The organism is Catellatospora bangladeshensis, assembly GCF_016862575.1.
Lineage (GTDB): Bacteria > Actinomycetota > Actinomycetes > Mycobacteriales > Micromonosporaceae > Catellatospora > Catellatospora bangladeshensis.
This window is the reverse complement of the sequence record NZ_BONF01000011.1, coordinates 118,887-140,964: the sequence shown is the minus strand read 5'-3', so window position 1 is coordinate 140,964 and position 22,078 is coordinate 118,887. Positions and strand designations below refer to the sequence as shown.

Genomic DNA, 22,078 nt, shown 5'->3' with positions numbered 1-22,078 from the left:
CGGACGGGACGGGATCCGCCGGAGGGCGAGGACTTTCGGCTCCGGCCGAAGACGTTGAACTCCGATCGGATCCCGTGCCAGGGTCTTGGCAACATCGACCACCATCAAACGGGGGACTGGATGAGAGCTGTCCTGGCACGTCTGGCCGTGCTCGCCGTCGCCGTCACCGCATCGGTCTTCGCGACCGCTGCACCGGCGTCCGCGGGTACCTGTCTGTACTTCGATCCATGGTGCAATCTCGACAACGTCTCGGCGCGCTCCATCAATGTCGTGAATGGCTGGTGTAACGACGCCGACGACACGCCCGTGCGGTCCAACACGTGGCCGACAGGTTGCAAGGGCACCGTGACCACCGTCGCGGGCAACGGCGGGGTCGGATACGACCAGGACGCCTACCGGGCCGAAGCGGGCTGCGTCACCAAGGGGCGCAAGTTCACCTACCGCCTATGGGGCGAGGACTTGGTCGAGCCGTTCACCCACGACCTGACGTGGGACACCGTGGGCCTGTGGCACAGGTTCCACGATTATCAGCGCATCGTGATCGACTCGATCAACTGTTACACGCCCTCACCGAGTCCGGCGCCGATCGTCGCTCCCCGCAACCTGCGGGTCGCCGCCGTGACGCCGACCTCGGTCTCGCTGGCCTGGGACACCTCCACCGGGCTCTACTACCGGATTCTGCGCAACGGCTCGCTGCTGGCGGTCGTCGGCACCGGAAGCTACACCGACACCGGGCTGAAGCCGTCGACCACGTACCCGTACATGGTGAAGGCCTGCGGGGACGACGGCGGGGACGAGCGGTGCATCACCGCGTACATCAATGCCACGACCTCCACCGGCAGCAGCGGCGGCGGTGGAGGCGGCGGCGGTGGCGGCGGCACGTGGCCCGGCTCCCGTAACGACCTCAACAGCGACGGCAAGGCAGACCTGCTGGCCGTCTACACCGACACCACCCTGGTCTGGTACCCGGGCAAGGGCGACGGCGGCTTCTGGTCGGCCCGCACCCTGAGCAACGCCAACTTCCGCCTGATGGCCAAGGCGGACCTCAACAACGACGGCAAGAAGGACATGCTGGCGGTGTACGAGGACAACACCCTCGCCTGGTATCCCGGCAAGGGCGACGGCGGCTTCTGGTCGGCACGTGTCCTGAGCACGGCGAACTTCCGCAGCATGGCGCTGGCCGACCTCGACCGCGACGGCAAGGTCGACCTGCTCGCGGTGCTCGACGACTACACGCTCGTGTGGTATCCGGGCAAGGGCGACGGCGGCTTCTGGTCGTCGCGCGTCCTGAGCACGGCCAACTTCCGCACCATGGCGCTGGCCGACCTCGACGGCGACTCGATCCCGGACATGCTGGCGCTGTACAACGACTACACGCTCGCGTGGTACCCGGGTAAGGGCGACGGCACCTTCTGGTCGGCCCGCATCATCGGCCCGGCCGGGTTCAGCCACATGTCGCTCGGCGACCTCGACGGCGACAGCAAGGCGGACCTGCTCGCCGTGTACACCGACGGCACCTTCGCCTGGTATCCGGGCAAGGGTGACGGCGGCTTCTGGTCGGCCAGGGTTCTCGGCTCCGCCAACGGATTCAAGCTGATGGCGCTCTAGCCGCGTGCTGAAGCACCAGGACGCCGACGGCTCGCGGATCGTGCCACGACGCGCGAGCCGTCGGCGCTGGTTTCCGCGCGGGCGGGCCAGTGCTGCCCGGCCGTGCGCCGCAGCCGGGCCGCGACGCCTTCGAGCAGCGGCTTACGCGATGGAGCCGCGCTTCCACTCCTCGATGAGGAGTCCCAGCACCACGTCGTCGAGGAACTCGCCCATCACCCAGGCCGAGGAGCGCAGCACGCCCTCGCGGACGAAGCCGTTGCGCTCGGCCGAGCGCAGCATCGCGGTGTTGTCCGCCAGGGTCTCGATCTGTAGCCGGTGCAGGCTGCGGACGACGAAGGCGTAGTGGCACAGCACTGCGACCACATCGGTGCCGTAGCCCTTGCCTCGCGCGGACGGCCGCAGCCCCATCCCGATGTGCGCGGACCGGTGGTGCGTGTCGATGCCCCACAGCGCCGCGATCCCGACGAGTGTGCCGCCCTCCAGCTCCACCACGGAGAAGGGGACGTTCGCCGGGTCCGTGTCGTCCCCCATGAGGCGCGGGTCCTTCGACCCGGGCGGGAGCGGCCGCCACGGCCTGCTGTCGGCGCGCGCGGAGCCGACCACGTCGTTGTACAGCTCGGTCCGCAGGATCGGGATGTCGTCCTCGTGCCGGGCCCTCAGCCCGACCTTTCTGCCCCTAAGCATGCAAGATTCCTATCCGACCGGCCTGCCGGCGGCAAACCGATAAGACCGGTCACCGGCTGCCCGGACGGTGCGCCGGAAGGGGCTTCGACGGGCGTCGGTCAGGAGACGGGTCGGCCGATGCTGCCGCGCACCATGTCCGACCAGGCGGCATCGGTCTCGATCTCGGCCATGCGCGGCTCGGTGAGGATGACGACATTGCCGTCCGGGTCGGTCAGGGTGAGATCGGTGCTGCGCCACGGTGTCGGCGCGGGGCCTTCGACCGTGCCACCCTGTGCCGCGGCCAGGTCCGCCGCGCGCTGCGCCAGGTCGTCGCCACCAGCGGCCATGACCACCCGCAGCCCGCCGGTCGCCGTCCCGCGTGCGGGGACCACGAGGATGTCCTGGTATCGCCGGCGCCGCAGGTGGACGAGCACGGTCGCGCCGTCCGGGCCGGGCATCGCGGCCAGCACGACGAACCCGGCCGCCTCATACCAGCGGGTGGTGGCGTGCAGGTCGGCCGCCTCGAACTTCACGAACGCGGGCATCGGGTAGATGTCGCGGTCGATGCCTGGGGCGGGGCGGGGTGTCGACTCGGTCATGGGACTTCTCCTTGCTCGGGTGTGTTTCCCGGGCAAGGTTGGTGCCTCCCGTCGGGTGAGGGTCAAGCCGCTTGCGGCGCGCTAGGCGGCCGCCTCCCAGACGTGAAGGTCGAGCTTGACGTCACCGGACTTGGCGTTCACTGAGGTGATCTTCACCCATGCCCACCGGCCCTGGTCGGTCTTCACGCAGAACGCGGTGCCGGAGCGGGTCTTCTCCTGCTCGATGCCGCGCTGCAGGGCGGTTGCGGTCACGCAGGTGTCGTGCGTCGGCTCCCCGCTGACGTAGGTGAGGTCGCGGAACGAGGCGATGCCGTAGGGGCCGACGCCCACGGCGGCGCGGATGTCCCAGCCGTCGACCGAGCCGCGGACCACGCTCCAGTTGGGCGTGTCCGCGTCGAGGTCGAGGGAGTAGTAGGTGGGCAGGGTGATGCCCTGGGCGGCACGCTTGACGGCGGGTTCCCCCGGCGCGCCGGTGGCCTGAGGCGAGGCCGTGGTGGAGGGCGATGCCGGAGCGCTCGCCGACGGCAGGCCGGTCGGGCTCGGGTCCGCTGCAGGTGACAGCGTCGTTGCCGACGGCCCGGCGCTGGGACCGGCGGTCGTCACGGCCGGCTCGGGGCGCAGCAGGCGGTCGCCGGCCGCGCCGACGGCGGCGGAGGCGGCGATGACGCCGAGCACGAGGAAGGCGGCGGGGACGGCCTGCCGGTTGATCCAGGTGCGGGCCAGGCCCCAGATGGCGAAGGCGAGTGCGGTCGCGCCGAGCAGGACGACGGCGAGGGCGCCGAGGTCGGTGAGGAATTCCAGCAGTGCGACGACCGTGCTGACGGCGGTGGCGATCGCGGAGAGGGCGTTGCTGCGCGAGCCCGGCGTGGGGCGCGTCTGCTCGACCACGGGTGTCCTACCTTCACCAAGACGGGTAGGCGCTCTCCACACCAGAGCGCCTGAGATCGGCCGAAGCCGGGAAGCCGATCCGGACTGTAGCCGGGCCGGCACGCTCTGGGGTTCGGTTGTCCTCGATCCGACCCCTCGATGGGCCGGTGGTCGAGTGTGTGTGGCGGTTCCGCCCTGCGCGGGCGACGTCCTGGATCGATCACTCCACGAACGGCCTCCCGGTCTCCTCGTACGGCGCCTGCCACGGTATGGGTTGACGCTGCGTCAACGTCAACCGTGCGGCGGGGTCGCGCGTACGGCTGACGGTGGTGCGTCCTACGGGTGACGACCGCTGGCCGGGCCGTCGTCGACCGGCCTAATGTGCCGATATACCCCCGAAAGCCCCCACGGGTGTCACGGTTCAGGAGGCTGGATCATGTCCGGACCGGCGCTTACGTCCCGCCACATCGTCTCCTTCGGCGCAGCGGCCGCCGTCCTGGCCGCGATGCTCGCCGTGCCCGCGGCCGCGTCGGCCGATCCCGTCGAGGGTCCGGCGGCGACCGTGGTGCGCGACGACGAGCCGTGCCCGCCGCCGGCCGAGTTCCGGCCGGGGCGGTTCGAGGACTCGACCGACCTGGACAGCCGCTACCAGCCGCTGCCAGCCGGGACGGAGCTGACCTGGCAGGTGTACGCGAACGACGGCGGGCAGGCGCTGCCGCGTACCGTCGTGCTGACCGCCACCGACCTGGTCAAGCGGATCGACGGGGTGTGGGCGCGGGTGCTGTGGCAGCGCAGGCTCGCCGAAGGCGTGGCGACCGAGTCGGCGCTGGTGTTCCAGGCCCAGGACGACGACCGCGGCGTGTGGCAGGTCGGGGCGTATCCGGAGCTGCTCACGGACGGTGCGGTCACGGGTTCGCCGGAGGCGTGGATCGCGGGAGTGGCCGGGGCGCGGGCCGGGGTCGTCGTGCCGGGTGACCCGGAGGAGGACGAGCGGCCCTACCTGCGGGCCGAGGCGCCCGGGATCGGGCTGCTGCGCTGCGGCTTCGTGGTGGACAGGTCGGCGCGGGAAGTGTGTGCGCCGTCGATCTGCTACGACGGGGTGCTGGTCGTGGAGGAGTTCAGCCCGCTGCTGGCGCCGCCGGTGCGGCACTCGTACCTGCCGGGGGTCGGCATGATCGCGGCGGCGCAGGTCAACACCGACGGGGAGACCCAGTTCCTGACCGGCAGGCGACGGCTGTCGGTCGACGACCGGCTGGCGGCGGCCGAGGCGGCGCTCGGGCTGGAACAGCGGGCGTACGCGGGCAGCGAGGTCTACGCGGGGACGGAGGCGATGCGGCTGCTCGCGGCCGACGAGGATGCGCGGGCCGTGCAGCGGGCGTTGAGGGACCGTGCCCAGTGAGCTTTACCCCAAGCAGCGGCGCCGACGGGGGTGGTCGGCGCCGCTGCGCTGCCCGGACCGGGACGGCACGCTCCGGCGGCAGGCGGGAGCGTGCTCGCGGAGCGGACGGACCGGTTCGGCGGCGGGGCGGCTGTGCACGGCGCCCCGGGTTACCCTCGGCCGATCGCCCGGTCATGGCGGCAGGGCGGGCCGGCCGGTGGGGGACGCGAAATGGATGCGCTCGGGCTGCTGCGTGCGGAGTTCGGCTGGGGCCTGCTGGTTCTCGCCGACCGCGACTCGGACCGTAAGGTGCCGGGCCCTGGGCTGCCTGCCCAGCTTGTCCTGCCCGGTGCCGATGCGGCCGTGGTGAAGGTGCGGCACGCGCAGACCGGAGAAACTGTCGTCCGGATCTGGGCAGAGGGCACGGATCGGGGCTCGCTCCAGCCCGTTGAACTCGGCGGCTGCAGTATCCAGATCCCCAGCGGCGTACTGGTGGTGAGCGACGTCGAGGGAGCCGACAGCGCGACCGTCCCGCTGGAACCAGGTATGTACGCACTCACTGTTCTCGGTGACGCCGTCGTCGAGGCTGCGCTCGTCGACGTGCTCCTGGAGAGGGCATAGCGCGGCTTCGTGGAGTGCGCGTTGCTCGTTGACATCTGGTGAATCGTGTTGGAATCTGTCGCGGTGCGATACCTGCTCTCCACGACCGGGCATGGGGCACTCGCCCCGCGCGCCCACCTGGCCACCGACGCGGCCCGGCTCTGTCTCAACGGCACCTGGCGGTTCCGGTTGTCGCCCGTCGCGGACCTGCCCGAGGACTTCGCCGAGGACGGGTATGACGACAGCGGCTGGGACGAGATCGCGGTGCCGTCGCACTGGCCGCTCGCCCGGCGCGACGACGCCTGGGGCAACCCGATCTACACGAACGTGCGGTATCCGATCCCGGTGGATCCGCCGTACGTGCCGACCGAGAACCCCACGGGCGATCATCGGCTCGTGTTCGACCTGCCCGAGGGCTGGCCGGGCGGGGACGCGGTGCTGCGGTTCGACGGGGTCGACTCGTGCGGGCGGATCTGGCTCAACGGCGTCGAGCTGGGGGTCACCGCCGGTAGCCGGCTGCCCAGCGAGTACGCCGTCGGGCAGCTGCTGCGGGAGGGCCACAACGTGCTCGCGGTGCGGGTGCACCAGTGGTCGGCCGGGACGTACGTCGAGGACCAGGACATGTGGTGGCTGCCGGGGATCTTCCGGGACGTCACGCTGCTCGCCCGTCCGGTGGGCGGGCTGGGCGACGTGCGGGTCGAGGCCGGGTACGACCACCGGACCGGGCTGGGCAGGCTGCGGGTGGACACGGCCGCCGGTGCGGTGCTCACGTGTGCCGAGCTGGGACTGGAGCGCGTACCCGCTGATGGGTTCTATGAGTTTGAGGTGGCGCCGTGGACCGCGGAGACGCCGCGGCTGTATCGGGTCGAGGTGGCCACGGGCGCGGAGCGGGCCGTGGTGGCGGTCGGGTTCCGGAGCGTGGCTATCGAGGACGGGCTGATCAAGGTCAACGGGCGGGCGGTGCTGTTCCGGGGGGTGAACCGGCACGAGTTCGATCCCGATCACGGGCGGGTGGTCGGCGAGGAGCTGATGCGGGCCGATCTGGTGCTGATGAAGCAGCACAACATCAACGCGGTGCGGACCAGCCACTACCCGCCGCATCCCCGGTTCCTGGAGCTGTGCGACGAGCTGGGGTTCTGGGTGATCGACGAGTGTGACCTGGAGACGCACGGGTTTCAGGAGAACGGGTGGCGGCGGAATCCGACCGGTGATCCGGCGTGGCGGGAGGCGCTGGTCGGGCGGGCCGAGCGGATGGTCGCGCGGGACCGCAACCACCCGTCGGTGATCATGTGGTCGCTGGGGAACGAGGCGGGGGTCGGGGAGAACCTCGGGCACATGGCGGCGGCGATCCGGGCCCTGGACTCCTCGCGGCCGCTGCACTACGAAGGGGACCGCAGCTGCCGGTACACCGACGTGTACAGCCGGATGTACGCCTCCCACGCCGAGGTCGAGGCCATCGGGCGGGGCGAGGAGGAGGCGCTCGACGATCCGGCGCTCGACGCGCGGCGGCGGGCGATGCCGTTCATCCAGTGCGAGTACGGGCACGCCATGGGCAACGGGCCGGGCGGTCTGGCGGAGTACCAGGCGCTGTTCGAGCGGTACGAGCGGCTGCAGGGTGGGTTCATCTGGGAGTGGATCGACCACGGTATCCGCAGCCGGACCGCCGACGGGCGCGAGTTCTACGCGTACGGCGGGGACTTCGGGGAGGAGTTGCACGACGGCAACTTCATCTGCGACGGGCTCGTCTTCCCCGATCGGACTCCCTCGCCGGGGCTGCTCGAATACAAGAAGGTCATCGAGCCCATCCGTCTTCGTGATGCCGGGTCGGGCGCCTTCACCGTCGAGAACCGGTACGACTTCGCCGAGCTAAGCGAGCTGGTGCTGCGGTGGGCGTATGAGGTCGAGGGGGTCGAGCAGGCGGGCGGGGAGCTGCCGTGCCCGGGGCTCGCGGCCGGCAAGAGCGAGTCCGTCGCGCTGCCCGCGCTCGACCTTCCGGTCCTGCCCGGTGAGGCGTGGTGGACGGTGCGGGCTGTGCTGGCTGCCGACACCGCCTGGGCTTCTGCGGGTCATGAGGTCGCCTGGGGGCAGTGGCCCGCGGGCGTGCCCGGTGGCGGCTCAGCTTCGGCGGCAGGACAGCCGGTGGGTGCCAGGGGCACGGCAGATGCGCCCGCTCTAGTGCAGGGCGTGATCGAAGGCTTGCCGGTCGACACGACAGGGCCAGGTGAGGGGACGGCAGAGGGCTGGGCGGCGGCTCGGCAGGCGCGGTTCGACGAGCGGGGGAGGCTGGTCGAGTTCGCGGGGATCGGGCTCGTCGCGCCACGGGTGGACCTGTGGCGGGCGCCGACCGACAACGACGCGCACGCGCTCGCGGCGAAGTGGCGGTGGGCCGGGCTGCACCGGGTGCACGAGCGCACCGTGTCCGTGGAGCGGGACGAGCGGGCGCTGACGGTGCAGACGCGGGTAGCGCCGGCCGCGGTCGATTTCGGGCTGCACGTCACCTACCGGTGGAGTGAGGCCGGCGGGGTGCTGCGGCTGGACCTCGCGGTCAGCGCCGACGGGGTGTGGAACGTGCCACTGCCCCGGCTCGGGCTGCGACTGGCCCTGCCCGGCGGGTACGACCGAGTCGAGTGGTTCGGGCTCGGGCCCGGTGAGGCGTACCCGGACACGCGGCTCGCCGCCCGGGTCGGGCGCTACCGCAGCACGGTCGACGCCATGCAGACGCAGTACGTGTTCCCGCAGGAGAACGGGTCTCGCCTCGACGTGCGCTGGGCCGAGCTGACCGACGCGTCCGGGCGCGGGCTGCGCATCGAGGGTGACCCGGTGTTCCAGCTCACGGCACGCCGCTGGACGTCAGAGCAGCTCGATGCCGCCCGCCACCAGACCGACCTGATCCCGAGCGAGCACATCTGGCTCAACGTCGACCTCGCCCAGCACGGCATCGGCAGCAACTCCTGCGGCCCCGGGGTCCTGCCTCAACACGAACTCCACGCTGGCGACCACACCTTCGCACTCCGGTTCACCCCACTGCACTGACCAGCCCGCGGCGGCCGGCGGGGCCCGCCACCCGTCGCCGATCTTGCGTGAACTGTGGGGACGACACGCCCAAGGCGGGCGAATGGGCAACAGTTCGCGCAAGATCGATCAGGCGAGGTGCGGGCCGGCGGGGGTCGCGGTGTCAGTGGCGGGGGAGGAGGAGCTTGACCTGGAGTTCCAGGGAGGTCGCGCCGGTGCGGTTGTCGATGGGGAGGTGCGGGACAGGGGGTTCGACACCGGCGCGGATCGACTCGGTGAAGGCGTCGAAGTTCGCCAGCTTCTGGCCGTCGCGGGGGAGGGCGCGGGCGGTCAGGCGGGTGCGCAGGGTCTGCGGGTCGGTGCGTACCCAGATCAGGTGGACCGGGTCGCCGCCGAGTTCATGGACCCAGGCTGCCCAGCGAGCCTGGTCGTGGATCTGGCCGGTGAACGGGGCGTCCAGGAGGACGGGGCAGCCGAACGAGCGGATCTGGCGGGCCGCGGCGGTCATGCCGGCGTACTCGTGGATCTTGATGTGCTCGTCGTACCAGGGGCCTTCGCGCTCGCCGTGGGGGCGGTCGGCGGCGGCGAGGGTGGCGGCGACGAAACCGCCGTAGAGAACGTCCTTGTCGAGCAGGGCCGGGACCGGGTCCAGGGCCTGGAGGAGGAGCCTGCTCACGGTCGACTTGCCGGCGCCGGGAGGGCCGGCGACCACCCATACTGGTGCCTTCACGCTCGGAGACTACCGACACCGGTAACCCGATGTGCGTGATCAAGGGGGACCGTGTATCGTTGTGGCTCGTGCGGCTGACGCCGGACACCAGCGAGGATGTGTCTTCGGGGGTGTGGCGGAGGTCGGACACCACCGGTCCGGGTGGCGGAATGGCAGACGCGCTAGCTTGAGGTGCTAGTGCCCGTATAGGGCGTGGGGGTTCAAGTCCCCCCTCGGACACCAACCAAATCCCAACGGTGTTCGCCAAGATCGATCTTGGCGAACACCGTTTGTGTTTCTGCGGAGTACGTCAGCTTCAGGCGCAGGCTCCGGTACAGGTCGAGCTTGTCCTCGGGTTCGGCCTCCTTCAGCGCCACAGCGATGTCGCCCAGCTCGGCGACTAGCGAGGCGATGTCCTCGGCGGTCATCGAGTCGATGGCGTCGGACTCGCGGGCAGCGGGACGGCTTGCCAGCGCCTTATCGCGCTGCTGTTCGGCCTCTGCGATCCAGCCCGCCACGACCGCCGGGCTGGCTCCCTCGTCGAGAGCCTGCCTGTAGCGGGCGATCTTCTTGTCGAACTCGGCGGCGATGTCACCATCGGTCCGTTGCCTTGGAATCGCCGGTCGGACCTGGGCGCTGAGCTGGCGAGCCAACAGCTCGATCGTCTGATCGCGGCGTGTGGGGTCGAAGGCGGAGGTGATCCAGCGGTCGATGGGGCCGATGACCTGGTCTTCGCGCATGATCACGTTCTTGGGGTGGTCGATACGGTTGGCCAGGGCGTAGTCGGAGGGGTAGCGGCATCGGTAGTAGGCGACGTCGTGGGAGTGCTGGCCCTGCATGCGGCGCTGGCACACCGAGCAGTAGATGAGGCTCTTGAAGATGTACGGATGCCGCGTGCGGTGTGGCTTGTGGGCGGCGGGCTTGTGCGCCCGTGACCCGAGCAGTTCGCGAGCGGCGTTGAAGACCTCGTCGCTGACGAGAGGCTCGTGTACGACCTCCTGCGAGATGATCCACTTGTCGCGCGGGTTCCACCGCATGACCGGCATGTGCCCCAGTGCCACATCATCCACGTCTACAAGTACCTCATCGGTGCGTTGTTTGTTCCATACCTGCCTGCCGGTGTAGCGCGGGTTGGTGAGGATCACGCGGACGGCGCTCTTTGCCCAGGCGCGTCCGTCACGATGACGGTTGCGCTCCTGGTCGTAGGCCGAGGGAGAGAGGATGCCCTCGCTGGTCAGGGCCTCTGCGATGGCGAAGATCCCGTTTCCGCTGAGGAAGTCGCGGAAGATGCGCTGGACGACCGGTGCGGTCTGCGGGTCAGGAGTGAGACCGTGCAGGCGTTTGCCGTCAGCGGCCTTCTGCGGATTCGGATGTGGACCAAGGTCCTTGAGCTTGTATCCGTAGGGTGGTCGGCCACCGAGGTAGCGGCCCTGCATCAGCGCTTGGGTGGCCATGGCGCTGCGAACCCGTACTTTCACGCGGGTTCGCTCGCCCTTGCTCATGCCGCCGAAGACTGACATGACCAGATCGTGGGCCTCGTTGTCCGGATCGATGGGGCCGCCGACCTCGGGTACCCAGAGTCTCACGCCGAAGTGGGCCAGGACGGGGATGGTGAGTCCGTACTGGTTGCCATAGAACGCGCGATGGGGCTCTCCGATGACCACATTGTCGAAACCCCGGTTAGGGTTCCTGAGGGCCGCAAGGAGTTGACTGGCCTCGGGGCGACGCTGCCACGGGATTGAACGGCTGTCGCCGACATCGAAGAAGCGTGCGACGATCTCGCCGCCGACTGGAGTGACGAGGTTCTCGGCGAGCGAATACTGCCAGTTGTACGAAGACTCGGGGTCTTGGTTATCCTCGGTGGAGACCCGCCCGTAGAAGGCAAAGTATTGCGCGTGGCGCGAGCTCCCGAACAGCGGATTCGCGTTCATTCTGACTCCTTGGTTCGATCGTCTTCCCGCCGCCTCCGGTTGTCCCGCACGCCGACCAGTATGCGCAGAAGTGCCCTGGTAGCAGCCTCATTGAACACTGGCGGATCGTCGGGGACGGTCACAGACAGGGTGGGGGAATCGGTCTGTACGTCATTTGCATTGTATCTACGGTTGGATGATTCAGTGTGTCCAGTTTTGCTATTTGACATTGTTCCCCAATGGCAAATGACGGCGCTCTCGCGCCGGGTTCTAGGGTCATTGGGGGACCTCCTTCCATTGTCGTTTGATGGGCACAGATAAGCCCATCGAGGTTTCGCTCGATGGGCTTATCTGCAAGGGATAATGCGTGTCCTTCTCAACTGCGGTCTAGCGTCTAGTGCCGCGTCACGCGGCCTTGATGTTGTAACCCGGCTCGCGAATGCGTGAGCCGGGTGCGCTGCTACGTCCGACCGGTGACCTCCTGATCGCCGGGATCGGGCTGCTGGTGCTCGCTCTGGCCGTGAGCTTGCTGAGCTGAACGCAAACCATAAGGCCGCCGGGTCCGCCTGGCGGCCTTCACCACACCGGGCCAGTCTGCGCTGCCGCACGCCACCCGCTACTCGCGGCCGTGGCCGCGGCAGCGACACCAGGCTGACCCTGCGGGACGTGCCTGTGCCGCTGCACCAGCGCGAACTGGACGACCTCGGAAGTCTTGCTCGGGCACGCGATTGCGATTGCGTGTGGGACCTGCAGGGGGGAATCATGAGTCGTCGTGACAACGCCCCGTCCCATCTGGGAACCAGCGTCGTACGCGGAAGCGGTCGACGACATCAACAACGGCAAGGTCTTCGAGCACCACTACCTTGAGCTGAAGACCGAGTACAAGCCCGGTCACAACGAGGAGATGCGCGGTGACATCGCCTCCCTGGCCAACGACAGTGGAGTGCTCGTCGTCGGGGTCGAGGAGAACAAGGAGACGCGGAAGGCAGTCAAGCCGACCCCCATCGCCCTCGCTGGCTTCATCGAACGTGTGGAGGACGCCACCCGCGCGCTTGACCCTCCGCTGCACGTCGAGTGCCATGCTCTGACCGACCCCGACGACCCTGCCCGCGGCATCGTGTTCATTCGGGTACCGGCGAGCCCGCTCGCCCCGCACCAGGCGAACAAGCGCTACTACGGCCGCGACGAGTGCTCCACCTACCGGCTGTCCGACGCTCAGGTTGAGGCGCTGATTCGTCGGCGGGCGACGCGGGCCAACCACATCACAGCCGCCCTGGCGAGCCCGGACGTGTTGGGTGACCTGTCGTCGACGGGACGTTTCGTGGTGGTGGCGCATCCCACGGCGAATCACAACGACGAGCTGCTGGCGGCGTTTCAGGCCCCGGCGGGCTACTACCGTTGGCTCGATGAGCAGGCACAGAAGGCGACGGCTGCCGCCGACCGGATCGCGGATGCCACGCCTGCACTTGGCCGGTATGTGCAGCGTTCGTGGAATCCCACAGCTTGGGCGAGCAGTCACGAACGCTGGCCGGCCGGCGTTGGCCGGGTCACTCGACCGCGAACCGATGGGCAGGGGACGCGAAGCCACGTCGTCGTCTACGAATCCGGCGCGGTGCACTTCGCCGTCGACAACGTGGTGCACGCGGAGTGGAACATCCACCCAGCGCGCTCGGCATTCGACTGGATGACGATGTGGACCGCCTCGATGTGGACCGCCTGTATGGTGCGCCAGGTCTGTCGGACGGCTGGGCTGACGGACACCGGGGTGGACATCGGCATCCGAGTCGACGCCGTCGACGGCTCGATACCCGAAACCGCCCATGTCGGGGACGGCACCTTCGGACGCATGGCGGTGCGAGATCACGTCGTGGCCTGGAAGGGCGGGGCGTATCAGCGGACGGCGCACGTGTCGGCGCCGGAGGTGAAGAAGGACCTGACGGGCATGGTGCGGACGCTGTTCGGCCAGCTGATGCGATCTACGGGACTCGGCACGATCGTCCCATAGGCCGCATACCTAGTGCTCTGACCGGAAAGGTTTGCCGGGGTGGCGGCTGTCGCGATTGGATGTGCCGCGACATCCGATCCGACAGCTGGAGGCAAGGTGGCCGAGCCTGTCCGTGTGCGCAGGTTGACCGACCAGGAAGGGCAGAAGCTGCAGCAGATCGTGCGCCGGGGCAGCACCAGTTCGGTGCGCTACCGGCGCGCGATGATGCTGCTGGCCTCGGCGGGCGGGAACCGGGTCCCGGTGATCGCCCAGCTGGTCCAGGCCGACGAGGACACCGTCCGTGACGTGATCCACCGCTTCAACGAGATCGGCTTGGCCTGCCTGGACCCTCGGTGGCGGGAGGCCGTCCCCGCCTGCTCAGCCCTGACGACGAGCAGTTCGTCGTCACGACGGCCACCACCCGACCGGCCAAGCTCAGCCAGCCCTTCACCCGCTGGTCGCTGCGCAAGCTCGCCGCCTACCTGCGCAGGGTCCACGGCAGGGTCATCCGTATCGGCCGCGAGCGTTACGTTGCCTGCTCGCCCGCCGCGGCGTCACCTTCCAGCGCACCAAGACCTGGAAGGAGTCCCCGGACCCCGACCGCGACGCGAAGCTCGACCGGATCGAGGAGGTCCTGGACCGTTTCCCGGAACGGGTCTACGCGTTCGACGAGTTCGGGCCGCTCGGGATCCGACCCACCGCCGGTGCGGGCTGGGCCGCGCAGGGACACCCGCAGCGGCATCCGGCCACCTACCACCGCACCCACGGCGTCCGGTACTTCCACGGCTGCTACTCGGTCGGCGGCGACAGGCTGTGGGGCGTCACCCGCTGCAGGAAGGGCACCGCGAACACCCTGGCCGCGCTGAAATCGATCCGCGCCGCCCGCCCCGACGGCGCTCCGATCTACGTGATCCTGGACAACCTGTCCGCACACAAGAGCGCACAGATCCGGCGCTGGGCCGCCAAGCACCGGGTCGAACTGTGCTTCACCCCGACCTACGCATCCTGGGCAAACCCGATCGAAGCCCACTTCGGCCCGCTGCGGCAGTTCACCATCGCAGGCTCCCACCACCCCAACCACACCGTCCAGACCCGGGCCCTGCACGCCTACCTGCGCTGGCGCAACACCAACGCCCGCCACCCCGATGTCGTCGCAGCCCAACGCCGTGAACGTGCCCGCGTCCGCAGCGAGAAGGGCATCCGCTGGGGCCGACGACCTCTGGCCGCTGCGCCCTGACCTACCGCACGGCACCGCCGCTGGGGTCAAGCCACTCGGCTGGCAGCCTGAACACGGCGACGAGGCTAATCGCCGAGGAAGTGCAACTCCAGGCCACCATCGCGAACGCATCGTTCGGCCGCGGTCTCGATCTCACCGACGATGCCAAGCTCGTCCTCACTGATAGCCAACCGCCGCAGGGCGTCCAGCTCACCTAGCAGCAGCTCGAACTCGCCGTCATAGACGACCGCGTCGCTCCAGGGCTTGATCCGACTCAGAATCGGCATGTTGCCATCCGCCGGCACCCGCATGACCAGGTTAACGAACACATTCCGAGAGTCAGAGACTGTCACGACAATGTCGTTGGCAGTCAGCTGCTGCCGATGCCGCAACGGCCTGCGCAGTTGAACGTCTACCCCCACGACGATCAAGGGTAAACGTTCAGACGCACCGACCGCCCCAAACCCGGTCAACGTTGGCGGTCACAGCACTAGCGCAGGCTTGGCGGGCAGTTCCTCGGCGCGTGTGAAGGTCAGATGGCGGGTCGCGGGGCGGCGGCGACGGCGAGGCGGAGCGCTTTGGTTATCCACCACAGCGCGACGGCCGCCAGGTAGGCGAAGGTGAACAGGCGGGCGTTGGTGATGCTGTAGACCAGTACTCCACCGACGCCGAGGACCACCGCGAGTCCTAGCCGGGTGAGCCGACTGTGCACGAGGGTCAGCGCCACGGAGACCCCCAGCAGGCCGGTGCCGATGCGACCGCCGATGACCTCGACATAGGCGTAGTCGAGGGCCGTCAGCCACGGCAGTCCGACTGCCGCGGCTTGGGTGGACATGGTCCCTATAACGGCGAGGACCACAGGTGTGGCCGGGTAGTGCAGGTGGTCGGCCCACAGGTCGCGGATGCGTGCCGAGTACGGGGCGAGCAGCCCGATGCTGGCAGCCGCAAGAGTCGGAGCGAGCGCGGCCAGCAGGGTTGCGCGTAGGAACATGCCGGCCGCCGCGTCGCTCGTGCCGAAGAGGGCCTCGCCGAGCAGGCCGAACATCGCGGCCATGGCAAGGCCGAGGGCGGCTGCTGCGGCGAGGGTGCGCCCGGCTTGACGGCCGTGCTGGCCCGGGGTGCCGTTGTCATGGTCGTAGCGGGCCCAGACGGCGGCACCGATTCTGCCAGCGGCGATCAGGCCGAGGGTGGCGCAGAGTGCGGCGAGGGCGTAGGCGTTGATGCTCAGGTAGGCGTTGAGTTCGTTGGGGTGGATTCCGGTGTAGGCCAGTCTGGGCAAGAGCCGGTGTACGTCGGTGACGATCTGCAGCAGCAGGGCGCTGCCGAGGATCATCGGGGTGATGACCGCGCCGAGGTGGCGCATGCCGAGCTGTTTGGCTTTCAGCAGGCTCAGCGTGTCGGGTGGTCTTGCTCCGGTGTGCAGCGTGAGCGCTCCGTTGGCTGCGGCGAGTTCGGGCGAGGATGTCGGTATCGGTGGCACGCCCAGTTGGTGGATGAGGTGCTCGGTGATGCCGAGTCGGGCCGCTGCGGTGCCCGTGATGACTGCTCCTGTGATGGTGTCCGGTTCGATGTCGGCGGCTTCGATGGCCTGACGGGCGGTTTCGACGGCCGCTTCGCGGACGGGCCGGGTTGCGGCTTCGACCTGGGCGCTAGTGACCACTGTCGGCGGGTGGGGTTCGGGAAGCAGGATTGCTGCGCGGTCGGCGACCCCTGCGGTGGTCGTGGTGCGTATGGCGGCGAGTATCTGGTCGCGGATGTGCGGGCCGCTGGGTGTTGTGCCGGTGAGCTGGTCGCGGAGGTTGTCGTCGAAATCGAGCCGGGTCAGGACGGCTTCGTCGACGGCGGTTCCGGTTGCTTGCGATGGGATGGCGGCGAGCGTCTGCCAGGCGGTCGAGGTTCGTGCGAGTACAGTGACGCTGCTGACTTGCTTGCCGAAGTCGCATACCAGCAGGTGAGAGCCTGTCTCGATTGGCGTCGTCGTTGCGGCGTGCGCGGCGGTCGCCTCGGCGGCGTTGATGAGGGCAGGTTCCGGGAGCCCGGCTTGTTCGACGGCCTGGCGGATGAGTGTCCGCCTGCGGGGACCCCACTGCTCCGGTACTGCCAGGACCACGCGCTCGATCGCGGCGACTTCCCGTGCCCGGCCTGCAACCAGGGTCAGCAGGCATGACACGGCTCCGATCACCCGTGGACCGTGTTCGGGGGATGCCGTTGACAGCAGCTGACCTACGTCAATGGTGCCAGCGCCGTCGACGGCCGTGGAAGACATCGCTCCGCCGTCGAGCTCCCAGACTTGAGCAGGAAGCACCGTCGAGTCTCCGAACAGTATCGGGATGCGGCGGCCTGCGACAGCGACGATTGCGCTGATCCCTTCCAAGCCGAGATTCACGGCGAGCGTGGTCGAATCCATGCGATCAGTCATATCACTGGCTGCAACTTGATGAATGCGATTAGTCTCGATGCCTGTTCGTGGGTGCGCTGAGCGCAAGTGCCCGACGCGGCTTGCGCCGCACGACTGGGAGACAGCCGATGACTATGGGTCCTAAACAGCGACATCGCGGCCCCGCCGCCATGCTGGGCCAGCTCATGAGCGGCATCGGCTCGCTGGCCGGCCTGCTTCTGCTGCTCGTGGGTCTTCCCCTCGGGCTGGCCAGGTTCATCGGTTGGCCACTGCCACAGCAATGGCCAACCGGCGAGCAGTGGCTTGACTGGGGTCGGCAGCCGCTGACCACGGACTTTGTCGTCAAGGCTATGGCGTGCGCGGGCTGGCTGATCTGGGCGTTGATCGTTGCCGCGGTCGTGGCCGAGATCGTGGCCAGGGTGGCCAGGGTCGATGTGCCTCGGCTGCGGCTCGGCAAGCCCCTGCAAGCCGTGGTGGCAGGGCTCATCGGCGCCGTCGTCATCTCCCTTACCAGCGCTGCCGCTCGCGCCAGCGGACCCCCTCAGGCCTCGGTGTCCGCCACGGTCCCTCCGCTCGCCACGCCGACCGCGCCGTTGGCGGTCGCGAGTCCTGCACCAGCGGCGGGTGTGGCTGAAGGTCCCGCGATCATCCACGTGGGCAGCCAGAAGTACGTGTACGTCGTCAAACGAGGAGACTACCTCTCCAAGATCGCCAAGGCGTGGCTCGGCGACGCGGACCGGTGGCCGGAGATCTGCGACCTGAACTGGCACCGGCACTTCCCGAAGGTCGGCGGGACGCTGCGTGACTGCGATCTGATCTATCCAGGGTGGGATCTCCGGCTGCCCGCCGACGCCCGGCCCCCGCACGGGGCGACACCGGTCAAGCCGCCGACCACGCAGACCCCGCCGCCGGTCGTGACGCCGCCCACCGCTGTGCCGTCGACCGCGCCGAGCGGCCCGGCCCTCGCCCCGAGCCCCAGCGTCACGGCGAGCCCGAGCATCACGGCCAGCCCCGGTGTGGACAGCCCGGTCGTCGTGGCGAGCGGGGTGCCCTCAACAGTGCCCGCGTCGCCTTCGCCGAGCACGTCGGCGTCCGGGTCGCCTACGCCGTCTGCGTCTTCGAGTTCGTCGGCCTCAGTGTCGCCGGCCGCCAGCGACACCGAGAGCCCGGACGCCTCTGCCGACGAGCACGGGGTTCAGGTGTCGCCGTCGAGTTGGCTGCCCTGGGGGCTCGCCCTGGCGATCAGCGCCGCCGTGGTGCTGGTGTGGATGCAGCGCCGCAGGCGCTTCAGCGGCCAGCCCGACGACGATCCGCCGACCATGCTGCCCAAGCCGGTCGTGCGGGTGCGCCGCGCGATAGCCCGCAACCCGGAACTGGCCCGGCCCGCAGCCACTGAGGCCGAACAGCCTGCGCTCGTGCCCGACCTCGCGCCGCTGCCACCGGGCGGGACCGGCATCACCGGCGATGGCGCGCACGCTGCTGCACGGGCCACGCTGGTCGCGGTGCTCGCGTCGGGCGGTCCGCACCGCCCCGATACACGCGGCGAGGTCATCATCGACGCTGCCACGTTGGCCACCCTGCTTGGCCCGGATGTCGTGACGCTCGGCACTTGGCCACGGCTGCACGTGGCCGACAGTGTCGACGACGCCCTCACCGTCGTCGAGGGGTGGCTGCTGCACCGCAGCCGCATCCTCGACGAACACGCCCTGACCGACCTGGACGAGCTGCGCCAGCAGGCCCCCCACGAGGAGGCGCTGCCGCCGGTCATGCTCATCACCGAGACCCCGCCCGCCGGCGCGCGGATGCGGGCGAAGGTTGCCCTCGGTCTCGGTGGCGGGCTCCAGGTGACCGGGCTGTTGCTGGGCGAGTGGGCGCATGGCCCGACCATCGAGGCGGCTGCCGATGGGCACACCAAGCTCGTGGCCGGGCAGTCTGCCGACCCGATCCCGGCCCGCCTGCCGGTGCTCGACCCGGCCGCCGCGATCCAGATCCTGACTACGCTGCGCGAGGCCCAGACCGGCGAACCCCCGGCGATCGTGTCCCCGACCGTGCCGCTCACGGTCGTGCCCCTGCACGCCAGCCGCACCACCGTTGCGGCCGATGACGAGCCACAGCGGTCCAGCGAGGCGCGGCCGCATCTGCCTGCCGACGTTCCGGCCGCGCCGGTCACAACCGCCGGGCCGGTTAAGGCGAAGCTACGGCTCATCGGACCGCCGCGTATCGACGGCATCGTCCACGACGGCCGTGCACTGCGCGCCAAAGCCAAGGAGCTGGCGGTGTTCCTGGCCGTGCACCCAGACGGCGTGGAGACCCGGACCATCGGTGACAACCTCGAACTCGACGCCCGCATCAGCCAGGCCGCCCAGCGTGTCCACACCAACGCCTCCAACCTGCGGCATGTGCTCGGCCGGGCCGCGGTCCCTGACGCGCAGAACGCGTACGTCGTCAAAGGCGGCGGAGGGTACAAGCTCGACCCGGCGACCGTGGATGTGGACGTGTGGGCGCTGCGCGACCTGATGCGCAAAGCCGCCATCGCCTCCGGCCCGGCTCGCCGCGAGCTACTGACCGCGGCCTGCGCCCTCTACACGGCGCCGCTGGCCGAGGGCGAGGACTACGAGTGGCTGGCCCCGCACCGCGAGACGGTGCGCCGCTGGGGCACCGAAGCCCACGTCCTGCTGGCCGACGACCTGCTCGCCGACCACCACTCGCAGGAAGCCTCGGACCTGCTCGACAAGGCCATCGGGCTGGACCGCTACAACGAGGCCCTGTACGTGCGGGCGATGCACGCCCGCCACGGACTCGGCGACGCCGACGGCATCCGGACCCTCCTGCGCGCCCTGACCAAGGCATTGGCCGACCTGGACGCCGAGCCGCAGGACGACACCCGGACTCTTGCGGCGAAGCTGCGCACCAGCCTGGAGCAGCGATGACCGCCACGACCGCGCCCCGCCGCATCGGCGTACGCGCGGCGCTGCCCGCGTTGGCCATCGTCCCGCTGCGCTACGCCATCGCCGTGCACGTCGTACCCGATGACCAGCCGTGGCGTGCCGCGTGCCCGTGCGGGAAACCGCTGTGGCCCAACGCCATCGGGCCGTCCGGCCGCTGTGTCGAATGCGGCGTGCGGGTCGGCGCACCGCTATACACAGCGGAAGCCGCGATGCTCCTCGGCGTGGCGGGGTTGGCGGTCTCCGGGCTCGGCGGCATCGCGCTGACCGCGTACGCATGGTGGACCGCCACGATGATCGTGCTCGCCTTCGTGGACGCGGCCGTGATGCGGCTGCCGCACCGGATCACCGCCACAGCCACGGCCGGGTTCCTCGGCCTGCTCGCCCTCGGCGGTCCGGCGGGCGCATGGGCACGGGCGGTGGCCGCCGGGCTCCTCCTGGCCGTCTTCTTCGCCGTGCTGGCCGCCGCCTCGCGCGGGCAGCTCGGCTGGGGCGATGTCACCCTGGCCGTGCCCCTCGCTGCCGCGCTCGGCTGGCCCAGCTGGACCGCTGTCTACGCGGGCGTGCTGCTCGGCCTTGGGACGGCCGCGATCACCGCGATCACCCTGCGCAGCCTCGGCCGCCTGGCGCCCGGGACCTCGCTGCCACTCGGCCCATTCCTGATCACGGCCGCGTACACCGTCGCCGTCTGGCCGCAGCCGCACACCGCAATGAACCACGGGGAAAGGAATCGGTCGTGAGCTTCGACGACCTCACCGCGTACTACCAGGCCAACGAGACCGTTGTGACCGGCCTGGCGCTGCTCACCCTGGTCGGCCTGATGCTGCTGACCGCCAACCGCATGCGCAAGATGAGCGCCCACCGCGCCACCCTGCTCGTCGCCAACCTGCTCACCGTCGTAGCGGCGGGCCTGGCCACCGCCGTCAGCGCCTCGGGCATGTGGAAGTTCTTCACCGACATCCTCGGCGACAGCCCGCTACGGTACGCCTTCTTCTGGTTCATCGAAGTCGCCCTGTTCGCATCGGCCCTGCTGGCCCGCGCCCGGCTGCTACGCGACCCGGCCAACGCCACCACCGGCGTCGACGGCATCGCGGTCTGGGTCTTCGCCGCCCTCACCGCATCCCTGTCCGCCACCGACGCCGATAGCTTCCGCGAGGTTTGCCTACGGCTGGCCGCACCTCTCGTGGCCGCGTGGATGTGGGAGCGGGCGCTCGCCGCCGAGCGCAACGCCCGTACCGGCACCACCAACCGGCGTATCCACTGGACCCTCACCGTGGAACGGGTCTTCGTCTGGCTCCACCTGGCCGAGGCTCAGGGCCGCGACGTGACCGAGGTCGACCGGGTCCGCCGGCGTGCCCGCCTCGGACGAGCCCGCCTCAACCTGTACCTGTTGCAGAACAAGAAGAAGACCAGCGCGTGGCGGCTACGCCGCGCCCACACCAAAGTGATCAGGCGCGCCATGCAGGCCGCCGAGCACACCGGCCTGGCCGCCATCCCCGACGCCGCCACCGAACGCGAAGCGATCCAGATGTATATGGCCACCATCTACGGCATCGTGGATGCCACCAGCCCGCAAGCCGTCGCACACCTCAACGCGTGGCACACCAGCCCAGCCCCAGCTGTCGCAGACGACATCGACCTGTCGCGCGACAACGCCCCCACACCTGCGGCGGTGCTCGCGATCCCCGCAACCGTGCTCCCCGCGAAGGTCAACGGCCAGATCCTGCCGACCAGCGACGCCATCGGCCTCGAACTCGCCGCCGACGACCCCGAAGCCGCCCAACTCGCCGCCGAACGCGACCGCGTTCCCGCCGACGCCACACTGCAGGGCCACGACGACGACCCAGGGGCGCAGGCCGACGACGACACAAACGACGACGACGACGAAGACGAGGAGGACGACGAGACCATCCTGGCCGACGACGCGGACACCTCGGCGGTCGCCGCCATGCGCCGGTTCTGGGACGCCGAAGTCAGCCAAGGCCGCGTGCCCACCGGAGCCAAACTGTCGCGAGCTGCCAGCGTGCCGCCCGCCACCGGGCTCGGACGGCGTATGCGGCGCAGGTGGATCAAGGAGTTGCCTGAGCAGGCGCGCAGACCCCTCGCCCAGGCCGGTGACCACCGGTAAGCGCTCGCGGCGAGCCGCCGTCGTCCACGCATAGGTACTCCCGTGCAAGCGACTATCTAGC

General features: G+C 69.7%; 15 protein-coding genes, 1 tRNA gene and 1 pseudogene. 10 read left to right on the top strand and 7 right to left on the bottom strand.

Annotated features, from left to right (window positions below; genetic code table 11):
- The first annotated feature begins 120 nt into the window (after window positions 1-120).
- The gene (locus Cba03nite_RS11400; RefSeq protein WP_203745014.1) at window positions 121-1,608 is read left to right on the top strand and encodes an FG-GAP repeat domain-containing protein; all 1,488 of its coding nucleotides are present in this window, start codon (window positions 121-123) and stop codon (window positions 1,606-1,608) included.
- Window positions 1,609-1,749: 141 nt separating this feature from the next.
- Here the strand turns inward: Cba03nite_RS11400 and Cba03nite_RS11395 are convergent, their stop codons facing one another.
- The 3 genes from Cba03nite_RS11395 to Cba03nite_RS11385 form a co-directional block, all read right to left on the bottom strand.
- On the bottom strand, window positions 1,750-2,292 hold the full coding sequence (locus Cba03nite_RS11395; protein WP_203745012.1) for a GNAT family N-acetyltransferase: 543 nt from the start codon (window positions 2,290-2,292) through the stop codon (window positions 1,750-1,752).
- Window positions 2,293-2,390: 98 nt separating this feature from the next.
- Window positions 2,391-2,870: a hypothetical protein gene (locus tag Cba03nite_RS11390; RefSeq protein ID WP_203745010.1), complete on the bottom strand. Its 480-nt coding sequence runs from the start codon at window positions 2,868-2,870 to the stop codon at window positions 2,391-2,393.
- A gap of 81 nt (window positions 2,871-2,951) precedes the next feature.
- A complete protein-coding gene (locus tag Cba03nite_RS11385; RefSeq protein WP_203745008.1) occupies window positions 2,952-3,758 on the bottom strand; it encodes a hypothetical protein in 807 nt (268 codons plus the stop codon).
- 415 nt (window positions 3,759-4,173) lie between these two features.
- Here Cba03nite_RS11385 and Cba03nite_RS11380 point away from each other — a divergent pair, with 415 nt between their 5' ends.
- The 3 genes from Cba03nite_RS11380 (at window position 4,174) to Cba03nite_RS11370 (ending at window position 8,748) form a co-directional block, all read left to right on the top strand.
- Entirely contained in the window at window positions 4,174-5,136 is a 963-nt protein-coding gene (locus Cba03nite_RS11380) for a hypothetical protein (RefSeq protein WP_203745006.1), read from the top strand.
- Window positions 5,137-5,346: 210 nt separating this feature from the next.
- Window positions 5,347-5,736 carry a hypothetical protein gene (locus Cba03nite_RS11375; RefSeq protein ID WP_203745004.1) on the top strand — a complete coding sequence of 130 codons (390 nt, stop codon included), beginning with the start codon at window positions 5,347-5,349 and terminating at the stop codon, window positions 5,734-5,736.
- A 45-nt stretch (window positions 5,737-5,781) separates the two neighbouring features.
- Window positions 5,782-8,748: a glycoside hydrolase family 2 TIM barrel-domain containing protein gene (locus tag Cba03nite_RS11370; protein WP_239125649.1), complete on the top strand. Its 2,967-nt coding sequence runs from the start codon at window positions 5,782-5,784 to the stop codon at window positions 8,746-8,748.
- Window positions 8,749-8,890: 142 nt separating this feature from the next.
- Here Cba03nite_RS11370 and Cba03nite_RS11365 read toward each other — a convergent pair whose 3' ends face one another.
- Window positions 8,891-9,457, bottom strand: a complete 567-nt coding sequence (locus Cba03nite_RS11365) for a P-loop nucleotide/nucleoside kinase family protein (protein ID WP_203745002.1) — start codon at window positions 9,455-9,457, stop codon at window positions 8,891-8,893.
- 135 nt (window positions 9,458-9,592) lie between these two features.
- Here Cba03nite_RS11365 and Cba03nite_RS11360 point away from each other — a divergent pair.
- Window positions 9,593-9,679, top strand: a tRNA-Leu gene (locus Cba03nite_RS11360).
- On the opposite strand, the gene Cba03nite_RS11355 is transcribed toward Cba03nite_RS11360, so the two are convergent.
- Entirely contained in the window at window positions 9,658-11,367 is a 1,710-nt protein-coding gene (locus tag Cba03nite_RS11355; RefSeq protein WP_203745000.1) for a recombinase family protein, read from the bottom strand. The genes Cba03nite_RS11360 and Cba03nite_RS11355 overlap by 22 nt on opposite strands.
- Window positions 11,368-12,118: 751 nt before the next feature.
- On the opposite strand from Cba03nite_RS11355, the gene Cba03nite_RS11350 reads away from it, so the two are divergent.
- Window positions 12,119-13,351 carry an AlbA family DNA-binding domain-containing protein gene (locus Cba03nite_RS11350; protein WP_203744998.1) on the top strand — a complete coding sequence of 411 codons (1,233 nt, stop codon included), beginning with the start codon at window positions 12,119-12,121 and terminating at the stop codon, window positions 13,349-13,351.
- Between the two features lie 96 nt (window positions 13,352-13,447).
- Window positions 13,448-14,567: pseudogene (locus Cba03nite_RS11345) on the top strand (IS630 family transposase).
- A gap of 65 nt (window positions 14,568-14,632) precedes the next feature.
- On the opposite strand, the gene Cba03nite_RS11340 reads toward Cba03nite_RS11345, so the two are convergent.
- A complete protein-coding gene (locus Cba03nite_RS11340; protein WP_203744996.1) occupies window positions 14,633-14,968 on the bottom strand; it encodes a hypothetical protein in 336 nt (111 codons plus the stop codon).
- A gap of 110 nt (window positions 14,969-15,078) precedes the next feature.
- On the bottom strand, window positions 15,079-16,953 hold the full coding sequence (locus Cba03nite_RS11335; protein ID WP_203744994.1) for an acetate and sugar kinases/Hsc70/actin family protein: 1,875 nt from the start codon (window positions 16,951-16,953) through the stop codon (window positions 15,079-15,081).
- Window positions 16,954-17,012: 59 nt separating this feature from the next.
- On the opposite strand from Cba03nite_RS11335, the gene Cba03nite_RS11330 reads away from it, so the two are divergent.
- Genes Cba03nite_RS11330 through Cba03nite_RS11320 form a run of 3 tightly spaced genes read left to right on the top strand, consistent with a single transcriptional unit; the run spans window position 17,013 to window position 22,017 of the window.
- Window positions 17,013-19,874 carry a BTAD domain-containing putative transcriptional regulator gene (locus Cba03nite_RS11330; RefSeq protein ID WP_239125648.1) on the top strand — a complete coding sequence of 954 codons (2,862 nt, stop codon included), beginning with the start codon at window positions 17,013-17,015 and terminating at the stop codon, window positions 19,872-19,874.
- Window positions 19,871-20,629, top strand: coding sequence for a prepilin peptidase (locus Cba03nite_RS11325; RefSeq protein ID WP_203744992.1), 759 nt, complete (start codon window positions 19,871-19,873; stop codon window positions 20,627-20,629). The genes Cba03nite_RS11330 and Cba03nite_RS11325 overlap by 4 nt, the downstream gene beginning before the upstream one ends.
- Window positions 20,626-22,017 (top strand): hypothetical protein, encoded by a 1,392-nt coding sequence (locus Cba03nite_RS11320; protein WP_203744990.1) that lies wholly within the window; start codon window positions 20,626-20,628, stop codon window positions 22,015-22,017. Before Cba03nite_RS11325 ends, Cba03nite_RS11320 begins: the two co-directional genes overlap by 4 nt.
- Window positions 22,018-22,078: the final 61 nt, after the last annotated feature.